Source organism: Micromonospora sp. 050-3 (assembly GCF_046549335.1).
Lineage (GTDB): Bacteria > Actinomycetota > Actinomycetes > Mycobacteriales > Micromonosporaceae > Micromonospora > Micromonospora trifolii.
This window is the reverse complement of sequence record NZ_JAJPVX010000003.1, coordinates 527846-550104: the sequence shown is the minus strand read 5'-3', so window position 1 is coordinate 550104 and position 22259 is coordinate 527846. Positions and strand designations below refer to the sequence as shown.

The window sequence follows — 22259 nt, the reverse complement described above, 5'->3', positions numbered from 1 at the left end:
GCAGGGTAACGAGGAGTTGACCTAGAGCCGACTCGAGCTCCTAGGGTGCGCGGTGATCGCCATTGACCCAGCCAAGGAGCATCGACATGCGCTATCGCACCCTCGGCGGCACCGGCATCGAGGTGAGCACCCACTGCCTCGGGACCATGATGTTCGGTGCCGTCGGCAACCCCGACCACGACGACTGTGTCCGCATCATTCACACCGCCCTCGACCAGGGCATCAACGTCGTCGACACCGCCGACATGTACGGCCGGGGTGAGTCCGAGGAGATCGTGGGCAAGGCCCTGCGCGGGCGCCGGGACGACGTCGTGCTGGCCACCAAGGTGCACTTTCCGATGGGCGAGGGCCCCAACCACTGTGGCAACTCGCGGCGGTGGATCCTCAAGGCCGTCGAGGGGAGCCTCCGGCGGTTGAACACCGACTGGATCGACCTCTACCAGATCCACCGTCCTGACCCCTCGACCGACATCGAGGAGACGCTCTCGGTGCTCACCGACCTCGTCCGCGACGGGAAGATCCGCGCCTTCGGCTGCTCGACGTTCCCGGCCGAGGAGATCGTCGAGGCGCACCAGGTGTCCGAGCGGCGCGGCCTCGGACGCCTGCGCACCGAGCAGCCGCCGTACTCGATCCTGGCCCGCGGGGTCGAGGCGTCAACCCTTCCGGTCTGCCAGCGCTACGGCATGGGGGTGCTGGTCTGGAGCCCGCTCGCCTTCGGGTTCCTCAGCGGCAGATACCGCAGGGACCAGCCCATCGACCTGTCGACCGGGCGTGCCGTACTCCGGCCGGCGCAGTTCGACCCCACGATCGCCGAGAACGCCGCCAAGCTCGACATCGTGGAACAGCTCGTCGACCTCGCGGGGAGCATCGGCTGCACGCTTCCGCAGCTCGCCATCGCCTTCACAGTCGCCCATCCGGCGGTCACCTCGGCAATCATCGGACCGCGAACCATGCCGCAACTGGAGGACCTGCTCAAGGGCGCCACGCTCACCCTGGACGACGCGACCCTCGACCGGATCGACGAGATCGTTCCGCCCGGAACGAACCGGTACAACCCCAACGCCGCCTTCCCTCCGCGCGCACTGACCGACACCGCACGACGGCGACGCCAGCTAGCCGAACGTGCCGCGGCCTGATGCCGGCCGCGCAGCGCTGGGTGAGTCGACGGGCACACCGCGTCGAAGTCCACCGGGCACGTCTGCGGGGCAAGGCACAATCGGATTCATGCCACGTCGCGTCACCCCCGCCCTGCTGGCCAGCGCCGTCCTCATGGCCGGTCTGGTCGGCTGCTCGGCGGACTCCAGGAAGACCGAGGGCCAGCAGCAGGCGGTCGAACCACCGCCCGCCGCCACACCAACACCACAGGTCCCCGCCGGCAAGGCCCCGCAGCGCGCCTTCGCGGTCGGCGTACGCCAGCTCAAGCTGAACCGGGACGGCCGCGCGCTGCCGACGACGCTCTGGTACCCGGCGGCCGGGCAGTCCGGCGGCGCGGCCAAACGGTCGGCGACGGCGGCGGAGGGCCGGTTCCCGGTGGTGATGTTCAGTCACGGCCTGGGTGGGCGACCGGACGACTACGCCACGCTGCTGACCCGCTGGGCGGCGGCGGGTTTCGTGGTTGCCGCACCGACGTTCCCACACACCTCCCGAGGCGCGGACAACAACGTCCTCGACGTGCTCAACCAGCCCGCCGATGTGTCGTACGCGTTGGACCAGGTGCTGGCGATGGACGGCAAGGCCGGCGACGCGTTGCGCGGCCGGTTGGACGGCGAGCGGGTGGCAGCGGCCGGGCACTCGGCGGGCGGCGTGACCACCATCGGCCTCTTCACCGCGAGCCGGGACGAACGGCTGGACGCGGGTGTGGTGTTCGCCGGCACGGCGCTCGGGGTGGGCACCGCGTTCGCCGGTGCGGCCGCACCGCAGTTGTTCGTGCACGGCGAGTTGGACGAGGTGGTCGAGTACGCGGCGGGCAGGGCCGCGTACGACAAGGTGCCCTGGCCGAAGGCGATGCTGAGCCTGCCCAAGGGCGACCACGGCCGGGCGCTGCTCAGTGACGGCGCGACGCTGCGGGTCGTCTCGGACACGTCTGTCGAGTTCCTGCGCTGGTCGCTCTACGGCGACGCCGACGCAAAGAAGCGCATCCCCACCGACGCGACGCGCGGCGACATCGCCACCTTCGACGACCACCTCTGACGCCCGCCCCGGCCGCTCAAGATCGCGCAGTAACCAGGAGATAGTGGCCTCCCACGACGCGGAGGCCACTATTTCCATGATGTTGCGCGATCTTGCGGCGGGGCCGGGCCTGGCGCGGCGGCGCGGTGCGGTGCGCGTCAGGCGGTGTGGTCGATGACGACCTTGCCGAAGGCGTCCCCGGAGTGCAGTCGGGCGAAGGCGTCCTCGACCCGGCTGAACGGGATGACGCTGTCCACCACCGGGCGCACCTCGTTGTCGGAGCAGAACGCCAGCAGCTCGTACAACTCGCCGGGCGTGCCCATCGAGGTGCCCAGGATCTCCAGCTGCATGGCGAAGACCCGGCGCAGGTTGACCGACGGCTCGTGCCCGGCGGTCGCGCCGGAGACCACGATCCGGGCCATCGGCGCGGCCGACTTCAGCGAGTGGTCGAAGGTGGCGGCGCCGACCGTCTCGATCACCACGTCCACCCGTTCCGGCAGCCGGGTGCCGGGCTCCACAGCGATGGCGCCGAGGGCCGAGATCCGGTCCCGCTTGGCGGCGTCGCGGCTGGTCGCGTACACCCGCTTGCCCATCGCGACGGCAAGCGCGACGGCCGCGGTGGCCACGCCACCGCCCGCGCCCTGGACCAGCACACTGTCGGCGTCCGCGACGCGGCCCTTGGTGGTCAGCATCCGCCACGCGGTCAGCCAGGCCGTGGGCAGGCACGCCGCGTCGGTCGCCGCCATGCCGTCGGGCAGCGGGATCAAGTTCGATCGGGGTACGACCACCCGCTCGGCGAGCGTCCCGGCAAAGTGCTCGGAGAGGATGGAAACCCCGCGCGGGTCACCCGGCGTGACGACCACCGGGTACACGACCACCTGGCGCCCCTCCGGGTCCAGCCCGACCGCGTCGCAGCCGAGGATCATCGGCAGCTGGGCCTCGGTGAGACCCACCCCGCGCAGCGACCAGAGGTCGTGGTGGTTGAGCGAGGTGGCCCGCAACTGCACGGTCACCCAGTCGTCGGCCGGAGGGGTCGGCTCGGGCCGCTCGCCGACGGTGAGTGCGGCGAGCGGATCGGCGTCGTCGAAACGGGAGGCAAAGGCAGCACGCATGATCGGCACGGTAACAAGCTGAGCGCTCGTTAAGAAGCCGTGCGCGGGCCCGCTAGCGGCGGGCGACGCCGTCGCGGCGGGCGACTTCGGCGACCGCCTCGGCCACGGCCGGCGCGACGCGCGGGTCGAGCGGGGACGGAACGATCGCGTCGGCGGTCAGGGACTCCGCCACCACACCGGCGATGGCATCCGCGGCGGCGACCTTCATCGCCTCGGTGATCCGGGTGGCGCCGGCATCCAGCGCGCCACGGAACACGCCGGGAAAGGCCAGCACGTTGTTGATCTGGTTGGGGTAGTCGCTGCGCCCGGTGGCGACCACCGCGACGTGCCGGGCGGCCACCTCGGGGTGCACCTCGGGGGTCGGGTTCGCCAGCGCGAACACGATCCCGCCGGGCGCCATCCCGGCCACCGCGGCCTCGGGGATCTGCCCGCCGGAGACCCCGACCAGCACGTCCGCGTCGCGCAGCGCCTCGGTGATGTCGCCCTGGCGGCCGTCGGCGTTGGTGCTCGCCGCCAGCTCGGCCTTGGTGCCGGTCAGCTCGGTGCGGTGCCGGCCGATGATCCCCTTGGAGTCACAGACCACCACCTGGTCGGCGTTGACACCCCCGGCGATCAGCATCTTCGTCACGGCCACACCGGCCGCGCCCGCGCCGCTCACCGCCACCCGCAGGTCACCGAGCTTGCGGTCGAGCAACATCGCGGCGTTGCGCAGCGCGGCCAGCACCACGATGGCAGTGCCGTGCTGGTCGTCGTGGAAGACCGGGATGTCCAGCGCCTCGTCGAGCCGACGCTCGATCTCGAAGCAACGCGGCGCGCTGATGTCCTCCAGATTGATCCCGCCGAAGGAGGGGGCCAGCGCCCGCACCACCGCGACGATCTCGTCCACGTCCTGGGTGTCCAGGCACACCGGCACCGCGTCCACCCCGGCGAACTGCTTGAACAGCACCGCCTTGCCCTCCATCACCGGCATCGCTGCCCGGGGGCCGATGTTGCCCAACCCGAGCACCGCCGAGCCGTCGGTGACCACCGCGACCGTGTGCGACACCCAGGTGTAGTCGTCTACCAGTGCGGGGTCGGCGGCGATCGCCTCACACACCCGGGCCACCCCCGGGGTGTACGCCAGGGAGAGGTCCTCCCGGCTGGTGAGCGGCACGGTCGAGGTGACGGCCATCTTGCCGCCCCGGTGCAGTTGGAAGACGGGATCAGCGGGGTCCACGGTGGACGAAGGCATGGTGGTGACTCCAGGATCTGTCGAGCAGATGTGAGGCGGCCGGCCCCGCCGCGAGGTGGGCGGCGAGCGGTGGCACGCGGTGCGGGGGGTCACCCGGGCACTTTCCGAGCATAGTGTCGGCACCATCCCTCGGATGTGAGCAGGGTCATAACTGACGACGAGGCACCCGTCCGGGGCGGGGCCAGTAGCGGGCCACCACCCGTCCGCGTACGTCGGCGACCCCGTACGCCCGGGAGTCGTCGGTGATCAGGTCGTTGTCGCCGCGTAGCCACCAGCCGCCGTCCTGCGGCCGCACCGCACGCTTCACCACCAGCAGATCGGGCCGGGTCCGGAAGACCGCGACCACCACGTCGCCGGCTCGGGTCGGGCGGCCACCGGGACGAACCAGCACCGCGTCACCGTGCCGCAGGGTCGGGGCCATGGACGGGCCGGTCACCAGAACGGCGGTCAGCGGCCTCCGCAACCGGGGCACCTCAGCCGGGTGATCGGCGACCACTGGTTTCACCTCCACCCCGTTCGGGGAGCATCCCCAGGAGTAATGTCGCCTTTGATCATCGCAAACTTCCCATGGAGGATCCCGATGCGACTTCCGCGCATCCTTGCGCCCCGCGTCACCGCGAGCGCTCACTGCGACCTGCCGTGCGGTGTCTACGACCCGGCTCAGGCCCGGATCGAGGCCGAATCGGTCAAAATGATCTGCGAGAAGTACCAGTCGAACACCGACCCGGAGTTCCGCACCCGCGCCATCATCATCAAGGAGCAGCGCGCCGAGCTGGTCAAGCACCACCTCTGGGTGCTGTGGACCGACTACTTCAAGCCGCCGCACTTCGAGAAGTACCCGAACCTGCACAGCCTGTTCAACGAGGCCACCAAGCTCGCCGGCGCCGGTGGCGTCAAGGGCAGCCTCGACCCGGCCACCGCCGACAAGCTCCTCGCGAAGATCGACGAGATCTCGAAGATCTTCTGGGAGACCAAGAAGGCGTGACCTCCCCGGTCATCCCGACGATCCGGCCGGCACGTCCCGAGGACGTGCCGGCCGTCGTCGCCATGGTGCACGAGTTGGCCGAGTACGAGCGTGCCCCGGAGCAGTGCCACCTCACCACCGAGCAACTGACCTCGGCGCTCTTTACGACTACTCCGGCGCTCTTCGGTCACGTCGCCGTGGACGAGCACGACGAGCCGCTCGGGTTCGCGCTGTGGTTCCTCAACTTCTCCACCTGGGCCGGCGTGCACGGCATCTACCTGGAGGACCTCTACGTCCGGCCGGCCGCCCGGGGCACCGGAGCCGGTCGACTGCTGCTCGCCACGCTGGCCGACATCTGCGTACGACGCGGCTACCAGCGGCTGAACTGGCAAATGATCGACTGGAATCCGGCTGCCGGCTTCTACGCCTCGATCGGCGCCGAGCAGACGAGTGAGTGGGTTCCCTACCGACTCGGCGGCGCCGCGCTCCGCGAGCTGGCCGAGCAGGCCACCACCGCCGGCACGCGTACGGACGACTGACCGGGTAGAGTCCCCGACCGGGGGGATGAGGCGTGACTCAACTGACTGGCCAGCCAGCGACCGACGACGACGTGGTGCACCTCACGGTGCCTGCCGACGGCGGTTATCTCGGCGTGCTCCGCACCGCCACCGCCGGTCTCGCGGCCCGGTTGCAGTTCGCGCTCGACGAGATCGAGGATCTGCGGATCGCTGTCGACGAGGCGTGCGCCATGCTGCTCGCCATCGCCACCCGCGACGCCGAGTTGGAGTGCCGCTTCGCGGTCACCGAGGACGCGCTGACCGTCGAGGTGACAGTGCCGACCGTGCGCGGTGCCACCCTGCCCGCCGAGTCGTCCTTCGCCTGGAAGGTGCTCACCGCGCTGACCACCTCGGCGTCCGCCACGTCCGCCGACGATCGGGCCACTATCGCGCTGCTCACCCGCCGCTCCGGCGGCTACTGACCGGCCCGACGGGCCAGCGCGGTCACTCGAAGCCGAGGGCGCGGGTCGTCGGTGGGCAGATCAGCAACCAGGCCACGCCCAGGCCGAGCGCCATCAGCGGCACGCCCAGCCAGCCAAGACCAGCCTGGATCATGAACCACCCGATCGGCAGCAGCATCAGCTGAAGCACTATCGCGGGGGCTCGTGCGCCCGCCTGCCGGCGCAGCAGCGCGCGGCCCAGGGCCCAGAGCGCGACGGCAGCCCCGATGGCGAACGCTGTCACCAGCAACGCCGTCAGCAGGTCGGTGCGGGTGGCCGTGAGGTCGGCCCAGACCAGCCAGACGGCGATCAGCCCGACGACGGCCGCCTCCGCCCACAGCAGCCGGACCGCCCAGCGGAGCGTGACGGGGGTCGGGTCCGAGTCGATGGTCACGCGCGCCACGATACCCGGGCTTCCGGAAGGTACAGTGCCGCCCATGCGGGCCGTCCTGGTGGTCAATCCGAAGGCCACCACCACCAGCGAACGCAGCCGGGACGTGCTCGTCCGGGCGCTGCGCAGCGAAGTCGATCTCAGCGTGCGCTACACCCGTCGGCGTGGGCACGCCGTGGCGCTGGCCCGGGAGGCAGCGACCGAGGGGGTCGACCTGGTCGTCACCCTGGGTGGCGACGGCACTGTGAACGAGGTGGTGAACGGTCTGATGACGGCCGAACCGCCGACTCGCGCCGGCAACGTGCCGATGGCCGAGCGACTGCCCGCGCTGGCGACCGTCCCCGGTGGCTCGACAAACGTGTTCGCCCGCGCTGTGGGTCTGCCCCGGGAGTGGCCGGAGGCGACCAGCATGATCCTGGAAGGGCTGCGGCTGGGCCGGAGCCGGACGGTGGGGCTGGGCCTCGCCGACGACCGCTACTTCACCTTCTGCGCCGGGTTCGGCCTGGACGCCGCGGTGATCCACCGGGTGGAGCAGGCCCGGCGGAAGGGGCGGGTCTCCACTCCGTCGCTCTATCTGCGTTCGATCATGAATCAGTACTTCTTCGCCTCGGACCGGCGGCACCCGGCGATCGTGCTGGAGCGTCCGGGCGAGCCGGCGGAGGCCGAGCTGGCCACCGTCATCATCCAGAACACGGCGCCCTGGACGTACCTGGGCGACCGGGAGGTCAACCCGAACCCGGCGGCGTCGTTCGATCTCGGGCTGGATGTGCTGGCGTTGCGTCAGCTCCGGGTTGCTAGCACAACACGGACAGTGACGCAGTTCCTGTCCCGGCAACCGGATCCACGCGGTCGGCAGGTGTTACGACTCCATGACACGGCGGAGTTCACGCTGGTCTCCAGCCGCCCACAGGCGTTCCAGTTGGACGGGGACTATCTCGGCGAGCGGGAAAAAGTCAGATTCACCTCCGTTCCCGCCGCACTGAGAGTAATCTGCTAGGTCTCGGGGTACTGCCCTTGGTCGACACGGTGGCCACAACCGATCGACTTGGTCGCCGCCACACCGAGGACAGGTGCCGGAAATGTCAGCAATGTCACGCGGACTGTACTATATTGATCCTCGACTGTGGCACGGCGGGTAACCAGGAAAGCACTGAAACCCGGACAAATGGGTTGTGGGCTTGCTCACCGCCCGGAGTTTTTCCGAGCGTCACCCTTGACATCACGACTGTTCGTGAAAGTATTCACAAGCGAACTTGAGTTACCGGGACATTGCCTGGATATGCTCGTCAAGTTGAGCTGTTCCAGCAGGTCCCCGGCACTAACTGCCTGCTCACGCACTGCCGAATGGACGGACGCTAACTGTCACCATCGGCACGCGGATGCATATAGGAAAAGCACGACCAAGCAATTGTTGCCACCCATCCAGAATGAGGAGTGTTGCCGCCATGGACTGGCGTCACCATAGTGTCTGCCGTGACGAGGACCCGGAGCTGTTCTTCCCGATCGGGACGTCCGGTCCGGCTCTCCTGCAGGTCGAGCAGGCCAAGGCCGTCTGCAGGCGCTGCTCCGTGACCGACCAGTGCCTGCAGTGGGCACTCGAGTCAGGTCAGGACGCTGGCGTCTGGGGCGGAATGAGCGAGGAGGAGCGGCGCGCTGTCAAGCGGCGCGGCGGTCTCCGGGTGTTGCGCGCTCACTCCGCCTGATTCCCAACACACAGCTGCACGCCCCGGTGGGTCCGCCCACCGGGGCGTTCTGCTGTCCAGCACCGGGTCACACAGTGCCGGCACGGGTCAACCCGTAGACGCCAGCACGGGCCGGTCGTCGACCCGACGCAGCACCAACTCGACCAACTCCGGTGCGTCGGTCAGCGGCGCGGCGACCGCCACCGCACCCGCCGCCCCGGCCGCCTCGGTCACCGCGTCGTGGAACAGCCCCGGCGCCAGGAAGTACGCGGACACCGCGACCCGGCGCGCACCGGACGCCCGCAACCGGGACACCGCCACACCGGCCGCCGGTGGAGCAGCCGACGCGTACGCCACCCGGCAGGGCACACCGAACTCCACGCCGAGCGCGTCGGCGACCCGGCCCACCGATCGCCGCGCCCGCGCGTTCCTGGTGCCCGCCGCGGCCAGCACCAACGCGTCGAAGCGGCCCGGACGCGTCTCACCCAGCCGACGGCACAGCCCGGCCAACAACCCAGGATCGGGCGTGTCGTCCGCCGGCCCGAGCACATCGGTGACCCGTACCGACAGCTGTGGCCCGGACCGCGCCGCAGCGGCGACCGCCGCCGGGATGTCCACCCGATGGTGGTACGCGGCGGTCAGCAGCAGCGGCACCAGCACCGCGCGGCGATGGCCGGCCACGGCCAGGTCGCGCAACACCTCGGTCGGCCCCGGCTCGGTGTGGTCCAGCCAGCTCGCCCACACCGGTGTGCCCGGCCGGGCCGCCGACACCGCCCGGGCCAGCGCCCGGGTGGCATCGGCCGCCCGTGGGTCACGGCTGCCGTGCGCGACAAGCACCACCGGGTCCGCCCCGCCGGCCGCACCGACACCGGTCAGGGTCGTCGCCGGGGAGGTCAGACGTGCAGCCCGCACTCGGTCTTCTCGAACATGGCCCACCGGCCGGCCCGCGCGTCCTCGCCGGCCTTGGTACGGCGGGTGCACGGCCAGCAGCCGATCGACCCGTAGCCCTGCTTGAACAGCTCGTTGACAGGCACGTTGAAGCGGGCGATGTAGGAGTCCACATCCTTCTGCGACCAGGCCGCGATCGGGTTGACCTTGACCTTGCCGCGGCGCGCGTCGAAGGTCACCACAGGCGTGTTGGCCCGGCTCGGCGACTCGTCCCGCCGCAGACCGGCGGCCCAGGCGTCGTACCCGGTCAGAGCCCGCTCCAGCGGCTCCACCTTGCGCAGCTGGCAGCAGTCGTCCGGCGACTTGTTGAACAGCCGGGGGCCGTACTGGCCGTCCTGCTGGCCGACAGTGAGCCGGGGCCGGATCGACCGGACGTTCACCGGCAGCGTCCGGGCGACCTCGTCGCGTACCCGCAGCGTCTCGGGGAAGTGCAGGCCGGTGTCGAGGAAGACCACGTCCACCCCGGGGGCCACCCGGGACACCAGGTGCGCCAGCACGGCGTCCGCCATCGAACTGGTCACGCAGAACCGCTCACCGAAGGTCTGCGCCGCCCAGCGGGCGATCTCCAGTGCCGGGGCGCCCTCCAGGTCCCGAGCGGCCTGCTCGGCCAGTGCCCGCAGCTCGTCCGGGCCGCGCCGGGCCGGGTCGACCGGCGTCGAGCCGCCCGGACCCACCAGGCGCAGGCTCGCGGCCGAGACGAGACTCATGAGGTCACCGCCCGACTCAGCAACCCGGTGAACTTCACCGAGAAGACCCGGGTGCAGGCGTGGCACTCCCAGGCGCCGTGACCCGCCTCGTGCGGCCGCAGGTCCTCCTCGCCGCAGTACGGGCAGTACAGAGGTGCCGCTCGGTTCTCGCTGCTCACCGCAGTTCCTCCTCGTCGACTCTGATCACCCAGTTGGCGAACGTCTCGCCCTCGCTCCGACCGGCCAGGTAGCGACGGGCCAGCCGTTCCACGTACTCCGGAAGTTCGTCGGCGGTGGTCTTCAGGCCACGAAGCTTGCGGCCGAAACCGGCGGTCTGCCCCTGGGCCATGCCCAGCCCGCCGCCCAGGTGCACCTGGAAACCCTCGACCTGCCGGCCGTCCGGGCCGACCACCAGTTGACCCTTGAGCCCGATGTCGGCCACCTGGGTGCGTGCGCACGCGTTCGGGCAGCCGTTGATGTGAATCGAGATGTCCGCGTCGAAGTCGCGCAGCCGCTGCTCCAGCCGGGCCACCAACTCCTCGCCGCGGGCCTTCGTCTCGACGATGGCGAGCTTGCAGTACTCGATGCCGGTGCACGCCATCGTGCCGCGCCGCCAGGCCGACGGCCGGGCCTCCAGACCGATCCCGCGCAGCCCGTCGATCAGCGACTCCGTCCGCTCCGACGGCACGTCGAGCACCAGCAGCTTCTGGTACGGGGTGAGCCGCACCCGGTCGCTGCCGTGCGCCTCGACCACGTCGGCGAGCTGGCTGAGCTGCGCGCCGGAGACCCGCCCGACCACCGGAGCGGCGCCCACGTAGTGCCGCCCGTCGGCCTGCTCGTGCACGCCCACGTGGTCGACCGGCTTCGACGGCAGGATCGGCGCCGGGCCGTCGAGCAGAGTGCGACCGAGGTAGTCCTTCTCCAGGACCTCGCGGAAGCGCTCCACGCCCCAGTCGGCCACCAGGAACTTCAACCGGGCCCGGTTGCGCAGTCGGCGGTAGCCGTAGTCGCGGAAGATCCCGACCACCCCGGCCCACACGTCCGGCACCTCGGCCAGCGGCACCCAGACGCCGAGCCGCTTGGCGAGCATCGGGTTGGTGGAGAGGCCCCCGCCGACCCAGACGTCGAAGCCGGGCCCGTGCTCCGGGTGGTCGACACCGAGGAACGCGATGTCGTTCGACTCGTACGGGGTGTCCACCAGCCAGGAGATCGACGTCTTGAACTTGCGGGGCAGGTTGGAGAACTGCTTGTCGCCGACGTAGCGGGAGACGATCTCGTCGATCGCCGGGGTCGGGTCGAGCAGTTCGTCGCGGGCCACCCCGGCGACCGGGCTGCCCAGCACGATCCGCGGGCAGTCGCCGCATGCCTCGGTGGTCTGCAGACCGACCGACTCCAGCCGACGCCAGATCTCCGGCATGTCCTCGACCCGGATCCAGTGGTACTGGATGTTCTGCCGGTCGGTGATGTCGGCGGTGTCCCGTGCGAACTCCCGGGAGATGTCAGCGATCACCCGCAGCTGCGCCAGGCTGAGCTGCCCGCCGTCGATGCGGACCCGGAGCATGAAGAACTCGTCCTCCAGCTCGTGCGGCTCCAGCACTGCTGTGCGCCCGCCGTCGATGCCCGCCTTGCGCTGGGTGTAGAGGCCCCACCAGCGGAACCGGCCCCGCAGGTCCTGCGGGTCGATCGAGGCGAAGCCGCGGTGCGCGTAGATGGTCTCGATGCGGGCCCGGACATTGAGTGGGTCGTCGTCCTTCTTGATCCGCTCGTTGGGGTTGAGCGGCTCGCGGTGGCCAAGCGCCCACTGACCCTCACCCCGTGGCCGGCGCGGCGCTCGGGTCGGGCGAGCCGTCGGGTCCTCGGGACGGGCCGGGATGCTGCTGACCGCCATCGCGGCGTCCTCCGTTGTCTGCTGTGCCTCGGGATACGCGGGGCGCGGCGGCCGGCCCGGCGAAGCGGGCGGGACAACGGTGTCTTCAGACAGCCGGCGCGGAGCGCGCCCGAGACAGATTGGTCGGGCGTCGTCAGTAGGCCGGACAGATCGCGCTGCGCACGCGGCCGTAATCGACGTGGCGACGTGCCACGAAGCGGCGGACGACTGCGGCGGTCATGGGGCCCATGCTGCCACACCCCATGGGGGCCGGCCAATGTCCACGTGCTGGATCCCACATCACGGGCCAGGGCTCAGCCGACCAGCTGGTCACCAAGGACAGTTCGGGCATAACGCACCACCCGCCCCTGTCGTACGCCGACGATCAGGCCGTTGTCCCGCAGCGTGGTGAGGTGGTGCGACGCCGTCGCCGGCGCGAGACCCAGCATCACGGCCAGCTCCCCGGTGCTCAGCGGCGAGTCGAGCAGGGAGAGCGCCGCCGCCCGGGTACCGCCGAGCAGGGCGCCGAGCGCCGCGCTGGGTGCCGGCGAATCCCACAGCCCGCCCAGCCCGGCGGGCGGATAGCAGAGGGCCGGCCCGGCGTCGCCCTCCATGATCGCGTGCACGGTCGGCCCGGAGAACGCGGTGGGCAGCAGCGACCACGGGCGCCCGTTCAGATCGGCCGGCACTGTCGTGCCGACGGCGACCCGCAGTGCCGTGCCGTCCCACCGGATCAGCGGGTGCACCTCGCGCAGCAGGGTGCGCCCGCCCTGCTCGGCGGCGAGCAGCGTCCGCCTCCGGATGTCGGCCAGCGCGAGCGCCCGCAGCCGGGGCCAGTCCGGTGCGATCAGCAGTGTGAAGTACCGGTGGAGCTGCGCGACCAGCTCGTCCGGGGCCAGCCAGGGCGCTCCGGCCCGCTCCAGTTGCCGGCGCACCCGGGACGGGTGGGTGCCGGCGACCGCCCGCAACTCGGCGGCCAGGTTCGGCGCCACCCCGATCGGGGTGAGGAAGTCCGGCACGTAGCCGTTGGACGACCCGAGCACCGCCAACAGCGGTTCCAGGCCGGCATCCGGCAGCAGCCGCTCCGCTCGCTCGCGCCACGGCCGGTGCATCCAGTACTTCGCCGGCTTGCGTAACGCCCAGGAGCTGGCCACCAGTTCGGCCATGGGCGAGTGCACGAACCGGACCCGGCTCAGGTCGTCGGGCGAGAACCGAACCTCGATCACCCACGGATTCGACCACGTTCGAACGGTTCGGCGACAGCGCGGAGCGGCCCGAGGATCCCCGTATGGAGTACAGGCAACTGGGCCGGTCGGGCCTGCGCGTCAGCGCGGTCGCGTACGGCAACTGGGTGACCCACGGCAACCAGCTCGACGACAGTGCGGCGGCCGCGTGCGTGGCCGCCGCCCTGGACGCGGGCATCACCACGTTCGACACCGCCGACCGGTACGCCCAGGGGCGGGCGGAGGAGGCGTTGGGCAAGGCGCTGAGCGGCGTCCGGCGCAGCTCCATCGAGCTGTGCACGAAGGTGTTCCTGCCGGTCGGGTCGGGGGCTAACGACGCCGGGCTGTCCCGCAAGCACATCATCGAGGGCTGTCACGCCTCGCTGAGCCGGCTAAGCACCGACTACGTCGACCTCTATCAGGCGCACCGGTACGACGACAGCGTGCCGCTGGAGGAGACGATGCTCGCCTTCGCCGACCTGGTCCGCCAGGGCAAGGTGCTCTACGTCGGCGCCTCCGAGTGGACCGCCCCGCAGCTGCGCGCCGGCCTGCGGCTCGCCGCCGAGCTGCACATCCCCTTCATCGCCAACCAGCCGCAGTACTCGATGCTGTGGCGGGTGGTGGAGGCCGAGGTGTCGCCCGCCTGCGCCGACCTGGGCCTGGGCCAGCTCGCCTGGTCGCCGCTCGCGATGGGCGTGCTGACCGGTCGGTACGAACCTGGCCGACGTCCGCCCGCCGGCTCCCGGGCCACCGACGGCTTCGGTGGCTCGTTCATCGCCCGCTACTCCTCGGATCTACTGCTCGCCCGGGTACGCCAGCTCCGGCCGATCGCCGAGGCCGCCGGCTGCACGATGGCCCAGTTGGCAGTGGCGTGGGTGCTGCGTCGGCCGACAGTGGCGGCCGCGATCGTCGGCGCGTCACGGCCCGAGCAGCTCGCCGAGACGGCCAGGGCCGCCACGGTACGGCTCGACGACGAGCTGATGGCCCGGATCGACGCCGTTCTCGACGAACTCGTGGAGCGTGATCCGGCGAAGACCGCCCGGCCGAACGACGTGATGCCCGCCTGGCGCCCGCCACCTGCCGCCGGCTGACGCACACGGAGGGGGTGGCCGTGGCAGGCTCGGACCGTGGGGCAATTGTCCGAGAAATCGGCCGGGGCAGCGTGGGAGCACCTGCGCCGCCTGCCGGTCTGGCTCCCCCCGGCACTGTTGACCCTGGCGGTGACACTGACCGGGCTGGGTTCCGCCCAGCTCTGGCGGGACGAGCTGGCGACGTGGAGCGCTGCCACCAGGTCGCCCGGTGACCTGGCCCGACTGGCCGGCACCATCGACGCCGCCACCGGGCCGTACTACCTGCTGATGCACCTCTGGACCAGCGTCTTCGGCGACTCCACGATCGCCCTGCGCGTACCGGCGGTGTTGGCGATGACAGTGGCCGCCGGGCTGCTCGCCGTGCTCGGCGCGCAGCTCGTCGGCCGGCGCGGCGGCCTCTTCGCCGGGCTGCTGTTCGCGGTGCTCCCCGGCACCTCCCGCTACGGGCAGGAGGCTCGCCCGTACGCGCTGGCCACCATGCTCGCCGTGCTCGCCACCCTGCTGCTGGTCACCGCGCTGAGTCGACCGAGCTGGGCCCGTTGGGCCGGTTACGCCGCTGCCGTCGCCGCGCTCGGGCTCATCCATCTGATCGCGCTCACACTGCTCGCCGCCCACGCGCTGGTCGTCCTCATCGCCTGGTGGCGCGGCCCGGCCTCGGCCGGCATCGCCACCCCGGCCCAGCCCGACGTCGAGCGGAACCGGCGGGTGTGGCGGTGGCTGGTCGCCGTGCTGCCGGTCGCGCTGCTTGCCGGCCCACTGCTGGTCAAGGCCCGGACCCAGCAGTCCCGGCAGTTGAACTGGGTCCACCTGGCCCGGCTGGACGACCTGACCGCGCTGCCCGGCGGCGTGGCCCAGAGCAGCGTTGTCGGTGGCCTGCTGGTCGGGGTCGCCGCGCTGGGCGCGGCCCGGCTCGGGCGGCGCGCCCTGCTGCCGGTCAGCGCGGTGCTGCTGCCCGTACTGCTGCTCTTCGCCGCCGGCACTGTCGTACCGCTGTGGGTGCCCCGGTACCTGGTCTTCGTGGTGCCCTTCGCGTGCCTGCTGGCGGGCGCGGCGCTGGCCGCCGTGGCCGCTCCGGCCGCGCTCGTCGTGGTGGTCCTGGCCGGGCTGCTCGGCCTACCCGACCAGGATGCGCTGCGACGGACCCACGAGTGGCCGCGCAGCGCGCCGGTGGACTACGCGGGGGCGGCCCGGGTGATCGCCGACGGTCAGCGCCCGGGGGACGCGGTGGTCTACTCGCCCCGGCACAGCTGGCTCTTCCTCGACCTCGGCATCGAGTACCACCTCAGCGACCCACCCCGCGACGTGCTGGTCACCGAGGACGAGGTCCGCCGCGGCGACCTGTGGGCCGCCGAGTGCCCCCAGCCGGCACAGTGCCTGGCCGGTACGACACGGGTGTGGCTCGTCGTCTCCGGCCGGCACGCCGAGCCGCTGGCCGCCGTGTCCGGCGCCAAGGGCGACGCGCTACGCACGGATTTCACAGTCACCCAGGTCTGGCAGCGCCCCGGCCTGACCGTTGCCCTGCTGACCAGCCGTCCCGGCCGCTGACCGGTCCGTCCATGGGCAGGCCGGCGGCTCAGGCCTGCGAGCGGCCGTCGTGGGTGTTGCGCGCCAGCGGGACTACCAGCATGGCCTCGGTGCCACCGTTGGCGCCGGCACGCAGTTCGATGGTGCCGCGCAACTCGCCGGTGATCAGGGCTCGGACGATCTGGAGGCCGAGCCGGCTGCCGCGTTCGGCGTCGAAGTCCGGGGGCAGGCCGCGTCCGTTGTCGGTCACCGAGACGTGCAGCATCTTGCGGAACCGGTGCGCGGAGACCACCACCTCGGGCCGCAGTGACGGGTCGACCTCGGGAGCGGCGACCGGCACCATGCCGGAGGCGGCGGCCACGGGGGCCTCCTCCGTCTCGTCGGCCGGCGGAAAGCCGTGCTCGACGGCGTTGAGCAGCAACTCGTTGAGGACCATCACCAGCGAGGTGGCGATCTCCGCCGGCAGTACGCCGAAGCTGCCCCGCCGGCGCATGCCGACGCTCACCTCGGTCGCCGCGACCTCGGTCGCCGCGCTGGCCACCCGGTCGACGATGCCGTCGAACTCCACCGCCTCGTCGCTGGACATCGAGAGTGTCTCGTGCACCAGGGCGATCGAGGCGACCCGCCGGACCGATTCCTCCAGCGCGACCCGGGCCTCCGGCATCGCCACCCGGCGGGCCTGCAACCGCAGCAGCGCGGCCACCGTCTGGAGGTTGTTCTTCACCCGGTGGTGGATCTCCCGGATGGTGGCGTCCTTGGTGATCAGTGCCCGGTCCCGGCGGCGGACCTCGGTGATGTCCCGGACTAGCACCAACGCTCCGATCGGCACCCCGGCCGGCATCAGCGGCAGCGCCCGGGTGAGCATCGTGGCACCTCGTGCGTCGATCTCCCGGCGGGGTGGCGCCTCACCGCGCAGCGCGGCCAGAATGCCGTTCGAGGCTTCGGTGCCGTCCAGCGGGTCACCGGCCAACCGGCGGTGCAACGCGGCCAGGTCCTCCCCCACGAGGTGCGAGGCGTAGCCCAGTCGGCGGTACGCGGACTGCGCGTTCGGGCTGGCGTAGGTGACCTTCCCGCCGGCGTCGAGCCGGACCAGGCCGTCGCCGACCCGGGGCGCCGAGGTGGTCTCGCCCGGATGCCGCGGCGGCGGGAAGGTGCCGTCCGCGATCATCTGCGCCAGGTCGTCGGCAGTGGTGAGGTAGTTCAGCTCCAGCTGGCTGGGCGTACGGGCTGTGGAGAGGTTGGTGTCCCGCCCCACCACGGCGATCACCTCGCCGGCCTCCCCCTCGGCGGTACGCAGCCGGACCGGGATCGCCTCGTGCCGGGCCGGTACGTCGCCGTACCAGACCGGGTCGCCCTCGCGCCAGATCCGGCCCTGGGAGTACGCGACGCCCAGGTGGGCCACCTCCGGCCCGCCGACAATACGACCCACCTGGTCGTCCTGGTAGGCGGTCGGCGCGGTGGTCGGGCGCACCTGGGCGACGCAGAGGAAGGTGCCGTCGGCGTCGACGGGCACCCAGAGCAGCAGGTCAGCGAAGGACAGATCGGAGAGCAGTTGCCAGTCGCCGGCGATCCGGTGCAGGTGGTCGATGTCGGCCGGACGGAGATGGGTGTGCTCCTCGGCGAGGTCGCGCAGCGTGGACACGGTGACCAGGGTGCCACGCCGTGCCTCACATCGTCGCGGTGACCTTCTTCAACCCGCGCGGCGCGTCCGGGTCCTCGCCCCGGGTGAGCGCCAGGGCCAGCGCCAACCGCTGCATCGGCAGGATGTCCAGCAGCGGGGCGTACCGCTCGTCGACCTCGGGGACGGCCAGCCGGGTGGCGCCCGGCACGTCGGCGGAGCCGACCACCACGACGTCGGCGCGGCGTTCGCCGAGGCGAGGCAGCACCTCACCCATCGACCGGCCGCCGGGGCCGGAGCCGACCACGGCGAGCACCGGGACCTCCGGGTCGGTCATCGCGAGCGGGCCGTGCAGCAGGTCGGCGCCGGAGAAGGCGAGGGCCGGCAGGTACGAGGTCTCCATCAGCTTCAGCGCGGCCTCCCGGGCCGTCGGGTAGGCGTACCCCCGGCCGGTGGTGACCAGCTGACGAGCGAACCGGTAGCGCGGGGCGAGCTGGGCCGGGGTGCCGTCGGCCAGGGTGCGGGCGGCCAGCTCGGGCAGTGCGTCGAGCGCCTCTCGTTCGGCCTTCGGGAGCACGCCGTCACCGGCCCGGATCCCCTCCACCAGCATCAGCAGGGCGAGCAGCTCGGCGGTGTACGTCTTGGTGGCGGCAACCGCCCGCTCGTGCCCGGCGGCGATGTCGACGCTCAGCTCGGCCACGTCGACCAGCGGCGAGTCGGGGGCGTTGGTCACCGCGAGGGTCAGCGCCCCGGAGGCTCGGGCGGCACGCAGCACCTCGGCCAGGTCGGGTGAGCCGCCGCTCTGGCTGACCCCGACGACCAGCGCGTCGGACAGGTCGGGGCGGGCCCCGAACAGGGTGACGACGCTGGGCGAGGCGAGCCCGGCGGGCAGGCCGAGCCGGATCTCGGTCAGGTAGGCCCCGTAGAGGGCCGCGTGATCGGAGGTGCCCCGCGCGGTGAAGACCACGTGCCGTGGCCGACGTTCCGCGATGATCGCCGCCACCCGGGCGATCTCGGCGGCGTTGGCAGCCGAGAGCAGGCGCGCGTAGCCAGCCGGCTGCTCGTCGATGTCGGCGGACATTCCAGCCCCTGCACGTGTCACGGAAACCCCTCCCCCTGCGCGGTTGCCGCGCGATTCTTGCTCAGTCTTGCACTTTTAAGCGTATCTCAGCAATCGAACGAGCAGGACTGCGCAGCTGATCACCAGTTGATCTCAACATCAACTAAGCTTTACCCACTGCACCCGGTCTAACTGCCACGAGAGGACGACGTGCCCGAGGGAACGGACGATCCCGCGCTCTCCGCGACGGAGGAGCTGGCGCTGGCCCGGCTGGCACTCGACGAGGGCGACCTGCACCACGCCGCCGGCCACCTCGCCGGCGCGTTGGCGCGGGCCCCCACCCTGCCGGAGGTGCACGAGACGCTGGCCCGGCTCGCCGCGACGAGCGGCAGTGGCCTCGACCTCTTCCCGATCAACCACCACACCTTCGTCGGTGCTGTCGTCGCCCGCGCCCACCTCCTCGCCACCGCCGGCCGCCCCGCCGAAGGGCTGGAGCTGCTGGCCGCGGCGACGTCGTACGCGCCCGGCACCGAGTGGGCGGGGGTGCCCTGGGTCACCGCGCCCGAGCTGGCCGAACGACTGGACCCGGCGCACATCGCCCGCGTCCTCATGCAGGTCTGCGCCGCGCTGCCCGACCCGGTGCCGCGGATCGGCCGGGCCCCGCTGACCCCGTACCTCACGCTCGCCCGCAACGCGGCCACAGTGCACCCCGACCACGGCCTGCTGCTGGGCGCGGCGTCCGCGCTGGCCCGGCGCCTCGGCGAGGTCGAGCTGGCGGTCCGCTGGGCCACCCGAGGGGTACGCGCACAGCCCTCGAAGATGGGCGAGGTGTGGCTCGGGTACGCGTACCGCAGCTCGGGCCGGACCCGCGACGGCCTCGCGGCCCTCAGTCGGGCCGTCGAGCTGGACCCCGACGACCTGGCGATCTACGCGGACATCGCCGGCACCCTGGCCGAGATCGGCCGGCTGGACGAGGCGTTGGAGTGGACCGAGCGGGCGCTGGCGCGCGATCCGTCGTTCGACTGCGCGGTGCACACCGCCCACCGCCTGCGGCACCTGCGCGACGGCGACCTCGCCCACCTGGTCGCGCTCGCCGACTTCGTGCGGGACCACCCGGACGACAGCCACGAGCACGGCGACCTGGCCCAGTGCTGCCGGGGTCGGCCCTGGCTCGGCCAGCTCACCCCGGCCGGCGGGCCCCTGGTCGACGCGATGCGCCAGGCGGTGGCCGATGACGACAACGGTCTCGGCGGGGCCGTACGCTTACCCGCCGCCGCCCCGCCGAGCGCGGTCGGGACGGCGATCTCCACCGCCCCCGGGCTCCGGATCGAGGTCGTCGGTACGCCGGAGCCCGACCCGCGCGAGCCCCGACGGGCGTCCGCCCAGCGGTTGTGGCACTACGCGGACGCGGTGCCCACGCCCGCGGTGGCGGCGCCCTCCGCGACGGCGGTCGAACGGATCGGGCAGATCGCTCACCCGGCGTGGGCACACCCACCTGCGGCGTACGACGCGGCGGTGGGTCTGGCCGGCCTCGACCTGGCCGACCTGCTCGGCCTGCTGGTGCACCCACCGGCGGCGCCGGCCAACGCTGTGGGTCGGCTGCTGGCCGCCCACGACCCGTCGGTCTGGGTCCGTGGGGTGCAGGTGTGGGCCTGCCTGGGGCTGCTGCACCATCGCACCGACGAGCCGTGGGAGAGCTCGACCCGACGTCGGGTGCTGCTCGACCTGATCTGGGGCGTCGAGGACTGGGTCACCGAGGCGGCGCTGTTCGCCCTGGTCACCGCCGCCTGGGTGGACCCTTCGGTGCGGCCGGACGTGGCCCGGGTGGTGGCGGAGCGGCTGGCCGACGCGGCTGCCGTGGCGCGGAGCCGACCGGTCCCGATCGCCGCCTCGCTGGCTCATCTGGCTCTCGCCGCCCCGCAGTTGGATCCGGCGACGGCGGCGCTGGCCACCGATCTGCTGGACGCCAACTCCCCCCGGCTTCCCCGCCCCCGCAACCCCCTGCGCCGCCTCTGGCAACGCCTGAGCAGGGGCGCGCCGCGCCGGCCCTGAGGGTCGACGCGGCGCGGGTTTCGCGGTTGGGTCAGGCGACCGGGGCCTTGCCGAGGGCGACCTCGGCGTCCTCCTCCGGGGTGGCCTGCGGCGGCGCCTCGTTCGCGGTGCGCAGCGGGATCTCCTTGATGAACCAGGCGAGCACCGGGATCACGATGGTGAACAGCACCGCCCAGAGGAAGACGTGCGAGATGGCGTCGGAGAGACCACCGAGCACCGCCTCGCGCGCCTGGGCGGGCAGCTCCCTGAGCTTCTCCAGGTCCATCCCGGCGCCGGACTCGCCGCCACCGAACGCGCGACCGCCCTCGGAGTTGGCCAGCCGGTTGGCGAAGATCGCGCCGAACAGCGAGATGCCGAACGAACCGCCGATCGACCGGAAGAAGGTGGCCGCGCCGCTGGCCGCGCCGAGGTCCTTCTGCTCCACGCTGTTCTGCGCGATCAGCATCGACGTCTGCATCAGGAAGCCCATGCCGACGCCGAGGACGATCATGTAGAGCGAGGACATCAGCTTGCTGGTGTCGGTGTCGAGCATGGACAGCAGCGCCATGCCCGCGGTCATCACCACACCACCGATGATCGGGTACGCCCGGTACTTGCCGTTGCGGGTGATCGCCCGGCCGATGACCAGCGAGACGACCAGCATGCCGAACATCAGCGGCAGCAGCAGCAGACCACTGTTGGTGGCCGACGCGCCCTGCACGGTCTGCTGGTAGAGCGGCAGGAAGTTCATCGCGCCGAACATCGCGAAGCCGAGCAGGAAGCCGATCACCGAGATCAGCGCGAAGTTGCGGTTGGCGAAGAGCGCCAGCGGCAGGATCGGCTCCTGGACCCGGCGTTCCACCAGGCCGAACGCCACCAACGCGACGACGGCCAGCACGGCCAGGCCGAGGATCTGCGGCGACGTCCAGTCGTACTCGTTGCCGCCCCAGGTGGTGATGAGCACGATCGCGGTGATGCCGACCGAGAGCAGCCCGGCGCCGAGCCAGTCGATCCGGTGCTCGGTGCGGTACTTCGGGAGGTGCATGGTGGTGATCAGCACGAGCAGCGCGATTCCGCCCAGCGGCAGGTTCACGTAGAACGCCCAGCGCCAGGAGAGGTGGTCGGTGATGAATCCACCGGCCAGCGGGCCAGCGACCATGGCGATGGCCATGATGCCGGCGATCATGCCCTGGTAGCGCCCGCGCTCGCGGGGCGGGACCAGGTCACCGATGATCGCCATCACGCCGACCATGAGGCCGCCGGCGCCGAGGCCCTGCACGGCCCGGAAGGCGATGAGCTGGACCATGCCGTCCTCTGGGCCGCCGAGCATCCCGGAGCCGGCCATGCCACAGAGGGCGGAGCCGACCAGGAAGACGACCACCGAGGTCAGGAAGACCGACTTGCGGCCGTAGAGGTCACCGAGCTTGCCCCAGATCGGGGTGGAGACGGTGGTGCCCAGGACGTACGCGGTAACCACCCAGGTGAAGTGGTTGAGCCCGCCGAACTCGCCGACGATCCGCGGTAACGCGGTGCTGACGATCATATTGTCGAGCATCGCGAGCATCATCGCGATCATCAGCCCGAACAGCACGACCCTGATGTTGTTGGGTCGCGTGCCGGCCTGGGTTGCCTGAGTCATGGGTAAGCTCCCCCCGAAGATTGCCG

Annotated in this window: 22 protein-coding genes; 10 read left to right on the top strand and 12 right to left on the bottom strand. The window is 71.7% G+C overall.

Annotated elements, in window-relative coordinates; translation table 11 throughout:
• Window positions 1-86: 86 nt before the first annotated feature.
• A complete protein-coding gene (locus ACLJOK_RS30650) occupies window positions 87-1136 on the top strand; it encodes an aldo/keto reductase (RefSeq protein ID WP_410821980.1) in 1050 nt (349 codons plus the stop codon).
• Window positions 1137-1224: 88 nt separating this feature from the next.
• Window positions 1225-2190, top strand: coding sequence for an alpha/beta hydrolase family protein (locus tag ACLJOK_RS30645; protein ID WP_410821979.1), 966 nt, complete (start codon window positions 1225-1227; stop codon window positions 2188-2190).
• 137 nt (window positions 2191-2327) lie between these two features.
• Here the strand turns inward: ACLJOK_RS30645 and ACLJOK_RS30640 are convergent, their stop codons facing one another.
• From ACLJOK_RS30640 to ACLJOK_RS30630, 3 genes are all read right to left on the bottom strand, one after another.
• Window positions 2328-3290, bottom strand: coding sequence for a zinc-binding dehydrogenase (locus ACLJOK_RS30640; protein WP_238677856.1), 963 nt, complete (start codon window positions 3288-3290; stop codon window positions 2328-2330).
• A gap of 43 nt (window positions 3291-3333) precedes the next feature.
• The gene (locus tag ACLJOK_RS30635; protein ID WP_410821978.1) at window positions 3334-4512 is read right to left on the bottom strand and encodes an NADP-dependent malic enzyme; all 1179 of its coding nucleotides are present in this window, start codon (window positions 4510-4512) and stop codon (window positions 3334-3336) included.
• 145 nt (window positions 4513-4657) lie between these two features.
• Window positions 4658-5008, bottom strand: a complete 351-nt coding sequence (locus tag ACLJOK_RS30630) for a S24/S26 family peptidase (RefSeq protein ID WP_410821977.1) — start codon at window positions 5006-5008, stop codon at window positions 4658-4660.
• 84 nt (window positions 5009-5092) lie between these two features.
• Here ACLJOK_RS30630 and sodN point away from each other — a divergent pair, with 84 nt between their 5' ends.
• Genes sodN through ACLJOK_RS30615 form a run of 3 tightly spaced genes read left to right on the top strand, consistent with a single transcriptional unit; the run spans window position 5093 to window position 6455 of the window.
• On the top strand, window positions 5093-5497 hold the full coding sequence (gene sodN / locus ACLJOK_RS30625) for a superoxide dismutase, Ni (RefSeq protein WP_030336684.1): 405 nt from the start codon (window positions 5093-5095) through the stop codon (window positions 5495-5497).
• Window positions 5494-6015, top strand: coding sequence for a GNAT family N-acetyltransferase (locus ACLJOK_RS30620; RefSeq protein WP_410821976.1), 522 nt, complete (start codon window positions 5494-5496; stop codon window positions 6013-6015). The genes sodN and ACLJOK_RS30620 overlap by 4 nt, the downstream gene beginning before the upstream one ends.
• Window positions 6016-6047: 32 nt before the next feature.
• On the top strand, window positions 6048-6455 hold the full coding sequence (locus tag ACLJOK_RS30615; protein WP_410821975.1) for an ATP-binding protein: 408 nt from the start codon (window positions 6048-6050) through the stop codon (window positions 6453-6455).
• A 22-nt stretch (window positions 6456-6477) separates the two neighbouring features.
• On the opposite strand, the gene ACLJOK_RS30610 is transcribed toward ACLJOK_RS30615, so the two are convergent.
• Window positions 6478-6867: a hypothetical protein gene (locus ACLJOK_RS30610; protein ID WP_410821974.1), complete on the bottom strand. Its 390-nt coding sequence runs from the start codon at window positions 6865-6867 to the stop codon at window positions 6478-6480.
• Window positions 6868-6910: 43 nt separating this feature from the next.
• Here ACLJOK_RS30610 and ACLJOK_RS30605 point away from each other — a divergent pair, with 43 nt between their 5' ends.
• Window positions 6911-7861 carry a diacylglycerol/lipid kinase family protein gene (locus tag ACLJOK_RS30605; RefSeq protein WP_410821973.1) on the top strand — a complete coding sequence of 317 codons (951 nt, stop codon included), beginning with the start codon at window positions 6911-6913 and terminating at the stop codon, window positions 7859-7861.
• A 448-nt stretch (window positions 7862-8309) separates the two neighbouring features.
• Window positions 8310-8567, top strand: a complete 258-nt coding sequence (locus ACLJOK_RS30600) for a WhiB family transcriptional regulator (RefSeq protein WP_088950012.1) — start codon at window positions 8310-8312, stop codon at window positions 8565-8567.
• Between the two features lie 87 nt (window positions 8568-8654).
• Here ACLJOK_RS30600 and ACLJOK_RS30595 read toward each other — a convergent pair whose 3' ends face one another.
• The 5 genes from ACLJOK_RS30595 to ACLJOK_RS30575 all read right to left on the bottom strand — a co-directional run bounded on the left by ACLJOK_RS30595 (window position 8655) and on the right by ACLJOK_RS30575 (window position 13273).
• On the bottom strand, window positions 8655-9458 hold the full coding sequence (locus ACLJOK_RS30595; RefSeq protein WP_410821972.1) for a sirohydrochlorin chelatase: 804 nt from the start codon (window positions 9456-9458) through the stop codon (window positions 8655-8657).
• Complete coding sequence (locus ACLJOK_RS30590; RefSeq protein WP_410821971.1) at window positions 9440-10201, bottom strand: phosphoadenylyl-sulfate reductase; 762 nt, start codon at window positions 10199-10201, stop codon at window positions 9440-9442. The genes ACLJOK_RS30595 and ACLJOK_RS30590 overlap by 19 nt, the downstream gene beginning before the upstream one ends.
• A complete protein-coding gene (locus tag ACLJOK_RS30585; protein WP_165435836.1) occupies window positions 10198-10359 on the bottom strand; it encodes a hypothetical protein in 162 nt (53 codons plus the stop codon). The genes ACLJOK_RS30590 and ACLJOK_RS30585 overlap by 4 nt, the downstream gene beginning before the upstream one ends.
• Complete coding sequence (locus ACLJOK_RS30580; protein ID WP_410821970.1) at window positions 10356-12068, bottom strand: nitrite/sulfite reductase; 1713 nt, start codon at window positions 12066-12068, stop codon at window positions 10356-10358. The genes ACLJOK_RS30585 and ACLJOK_RS30580 overlap by 4 nt, the downstream gene beginning before the upstream one ends.
• A 293-nt stretch (window positions 12069-12361) precedes the next feature.
• On the bottom strand, window positions 12362-13273 hold the full coding sequence (locus ACLJOK_RS30575) for an ArsR/SmtB family transcription factor (RefSeq protein WP_410821969.1): 912 nt from the start codon (window positions 13271-13273) through the stop codon (window positions 12362-12364).
• A 62-nt stretch (window positions 13274-13335) separates the two neighbouring features.
• Here ACLJOK_RS30575 and ACLJOK_RS30570 point away from each other — a divergent pair, with 62 nt between their 5' ends.
• Both ACLJOK_RS30570 and ACLJOK_RS30565 read left to right on the top strand, forming a co-directional pair.
• A complete protein-coding gene (locus ACLJOK_RS30570; protein WP_410821968.1) occupies window positions 13336-14361 on the top strand; it encodes an aldo/keto reductase family protein in 1026 nt (341 codons plus the stop codon).
• Between the two features lie 81 nt (window positions 14362-14442).
• Window positions 14443-15906, top strand: a complete 1464-nt coding sequence (locus ACLJOK_RS30565; protein ID WP_410822221.1) for a glycosyltransferase family 39 protein — start codon at window positions 14443-14445, stop codon at window positions 15904-15906.
• 28 nt (window positions 15907-15934) lie between these two features.
• Here the strand turns inward: ACLJOK_RS30565 and ACLJOK_RS30560 are convergent, their stop codons facing one another.
• Both ACLJOK_RS30560 and ACLJOK_RS30555 read right to left on the bottom strand, forming a co-directional pair.
• Window positions 15935-17527, bottom strand: a complete 1593-nt coding sequence (locus ACLJOK_RS30560) for a histidine kinase N-terminal domain-containing protein (protein WP_410821967.1) — start codon at window positions 17525-17527, stop codon at window positions 15935-15937.
• 25 nt (window positions 17528-17552) lie between these two features.
• Window positions 17553-18584 (bottom strand): SIS domain-containing protein, encoded by a 1032-nt coding sequence (locus ACLJOK_RS30555; protein ID WP_410821966.1) that lies wholly within the window; start codon window positions 18582-18584, stop codon window positions 17553-17555.
• 189 nt (window positions 18585-18773) lie between these two features.
• On the opposite strand from ACLJOK_RS30555, the gene ACLJOK_RS30550 reads away from it, so the two are divergent.
• A complete protein-coding gene (locus ACLJOK_RS30550) occupies window positions 18774-20615 on the top strand; it encodes a tetratricopeptide repeat protein (protein WP_410821965.1) in 1842 nt (613 codons plus the stop codon).
• A 31-nt stretch (window positions 20616-20646) separates the two neighbouring features.
• Here the strand turns inward: ACLJOK_RS30550 and ACLJOK_RS30545 are convergent, their stop codons facing one another.
• A complete protein-coding gene (locus ACLJOK_RS30545; RefSeq protein WP_410821964.1) occupies window positions 20647-22233 on the bottom strand; it encodes an MDR family MFS transporter in 1587 nt (528 codons plus the stop codon).
• Window positions 22234-22259: the final 26 nt, after the last annotated feature.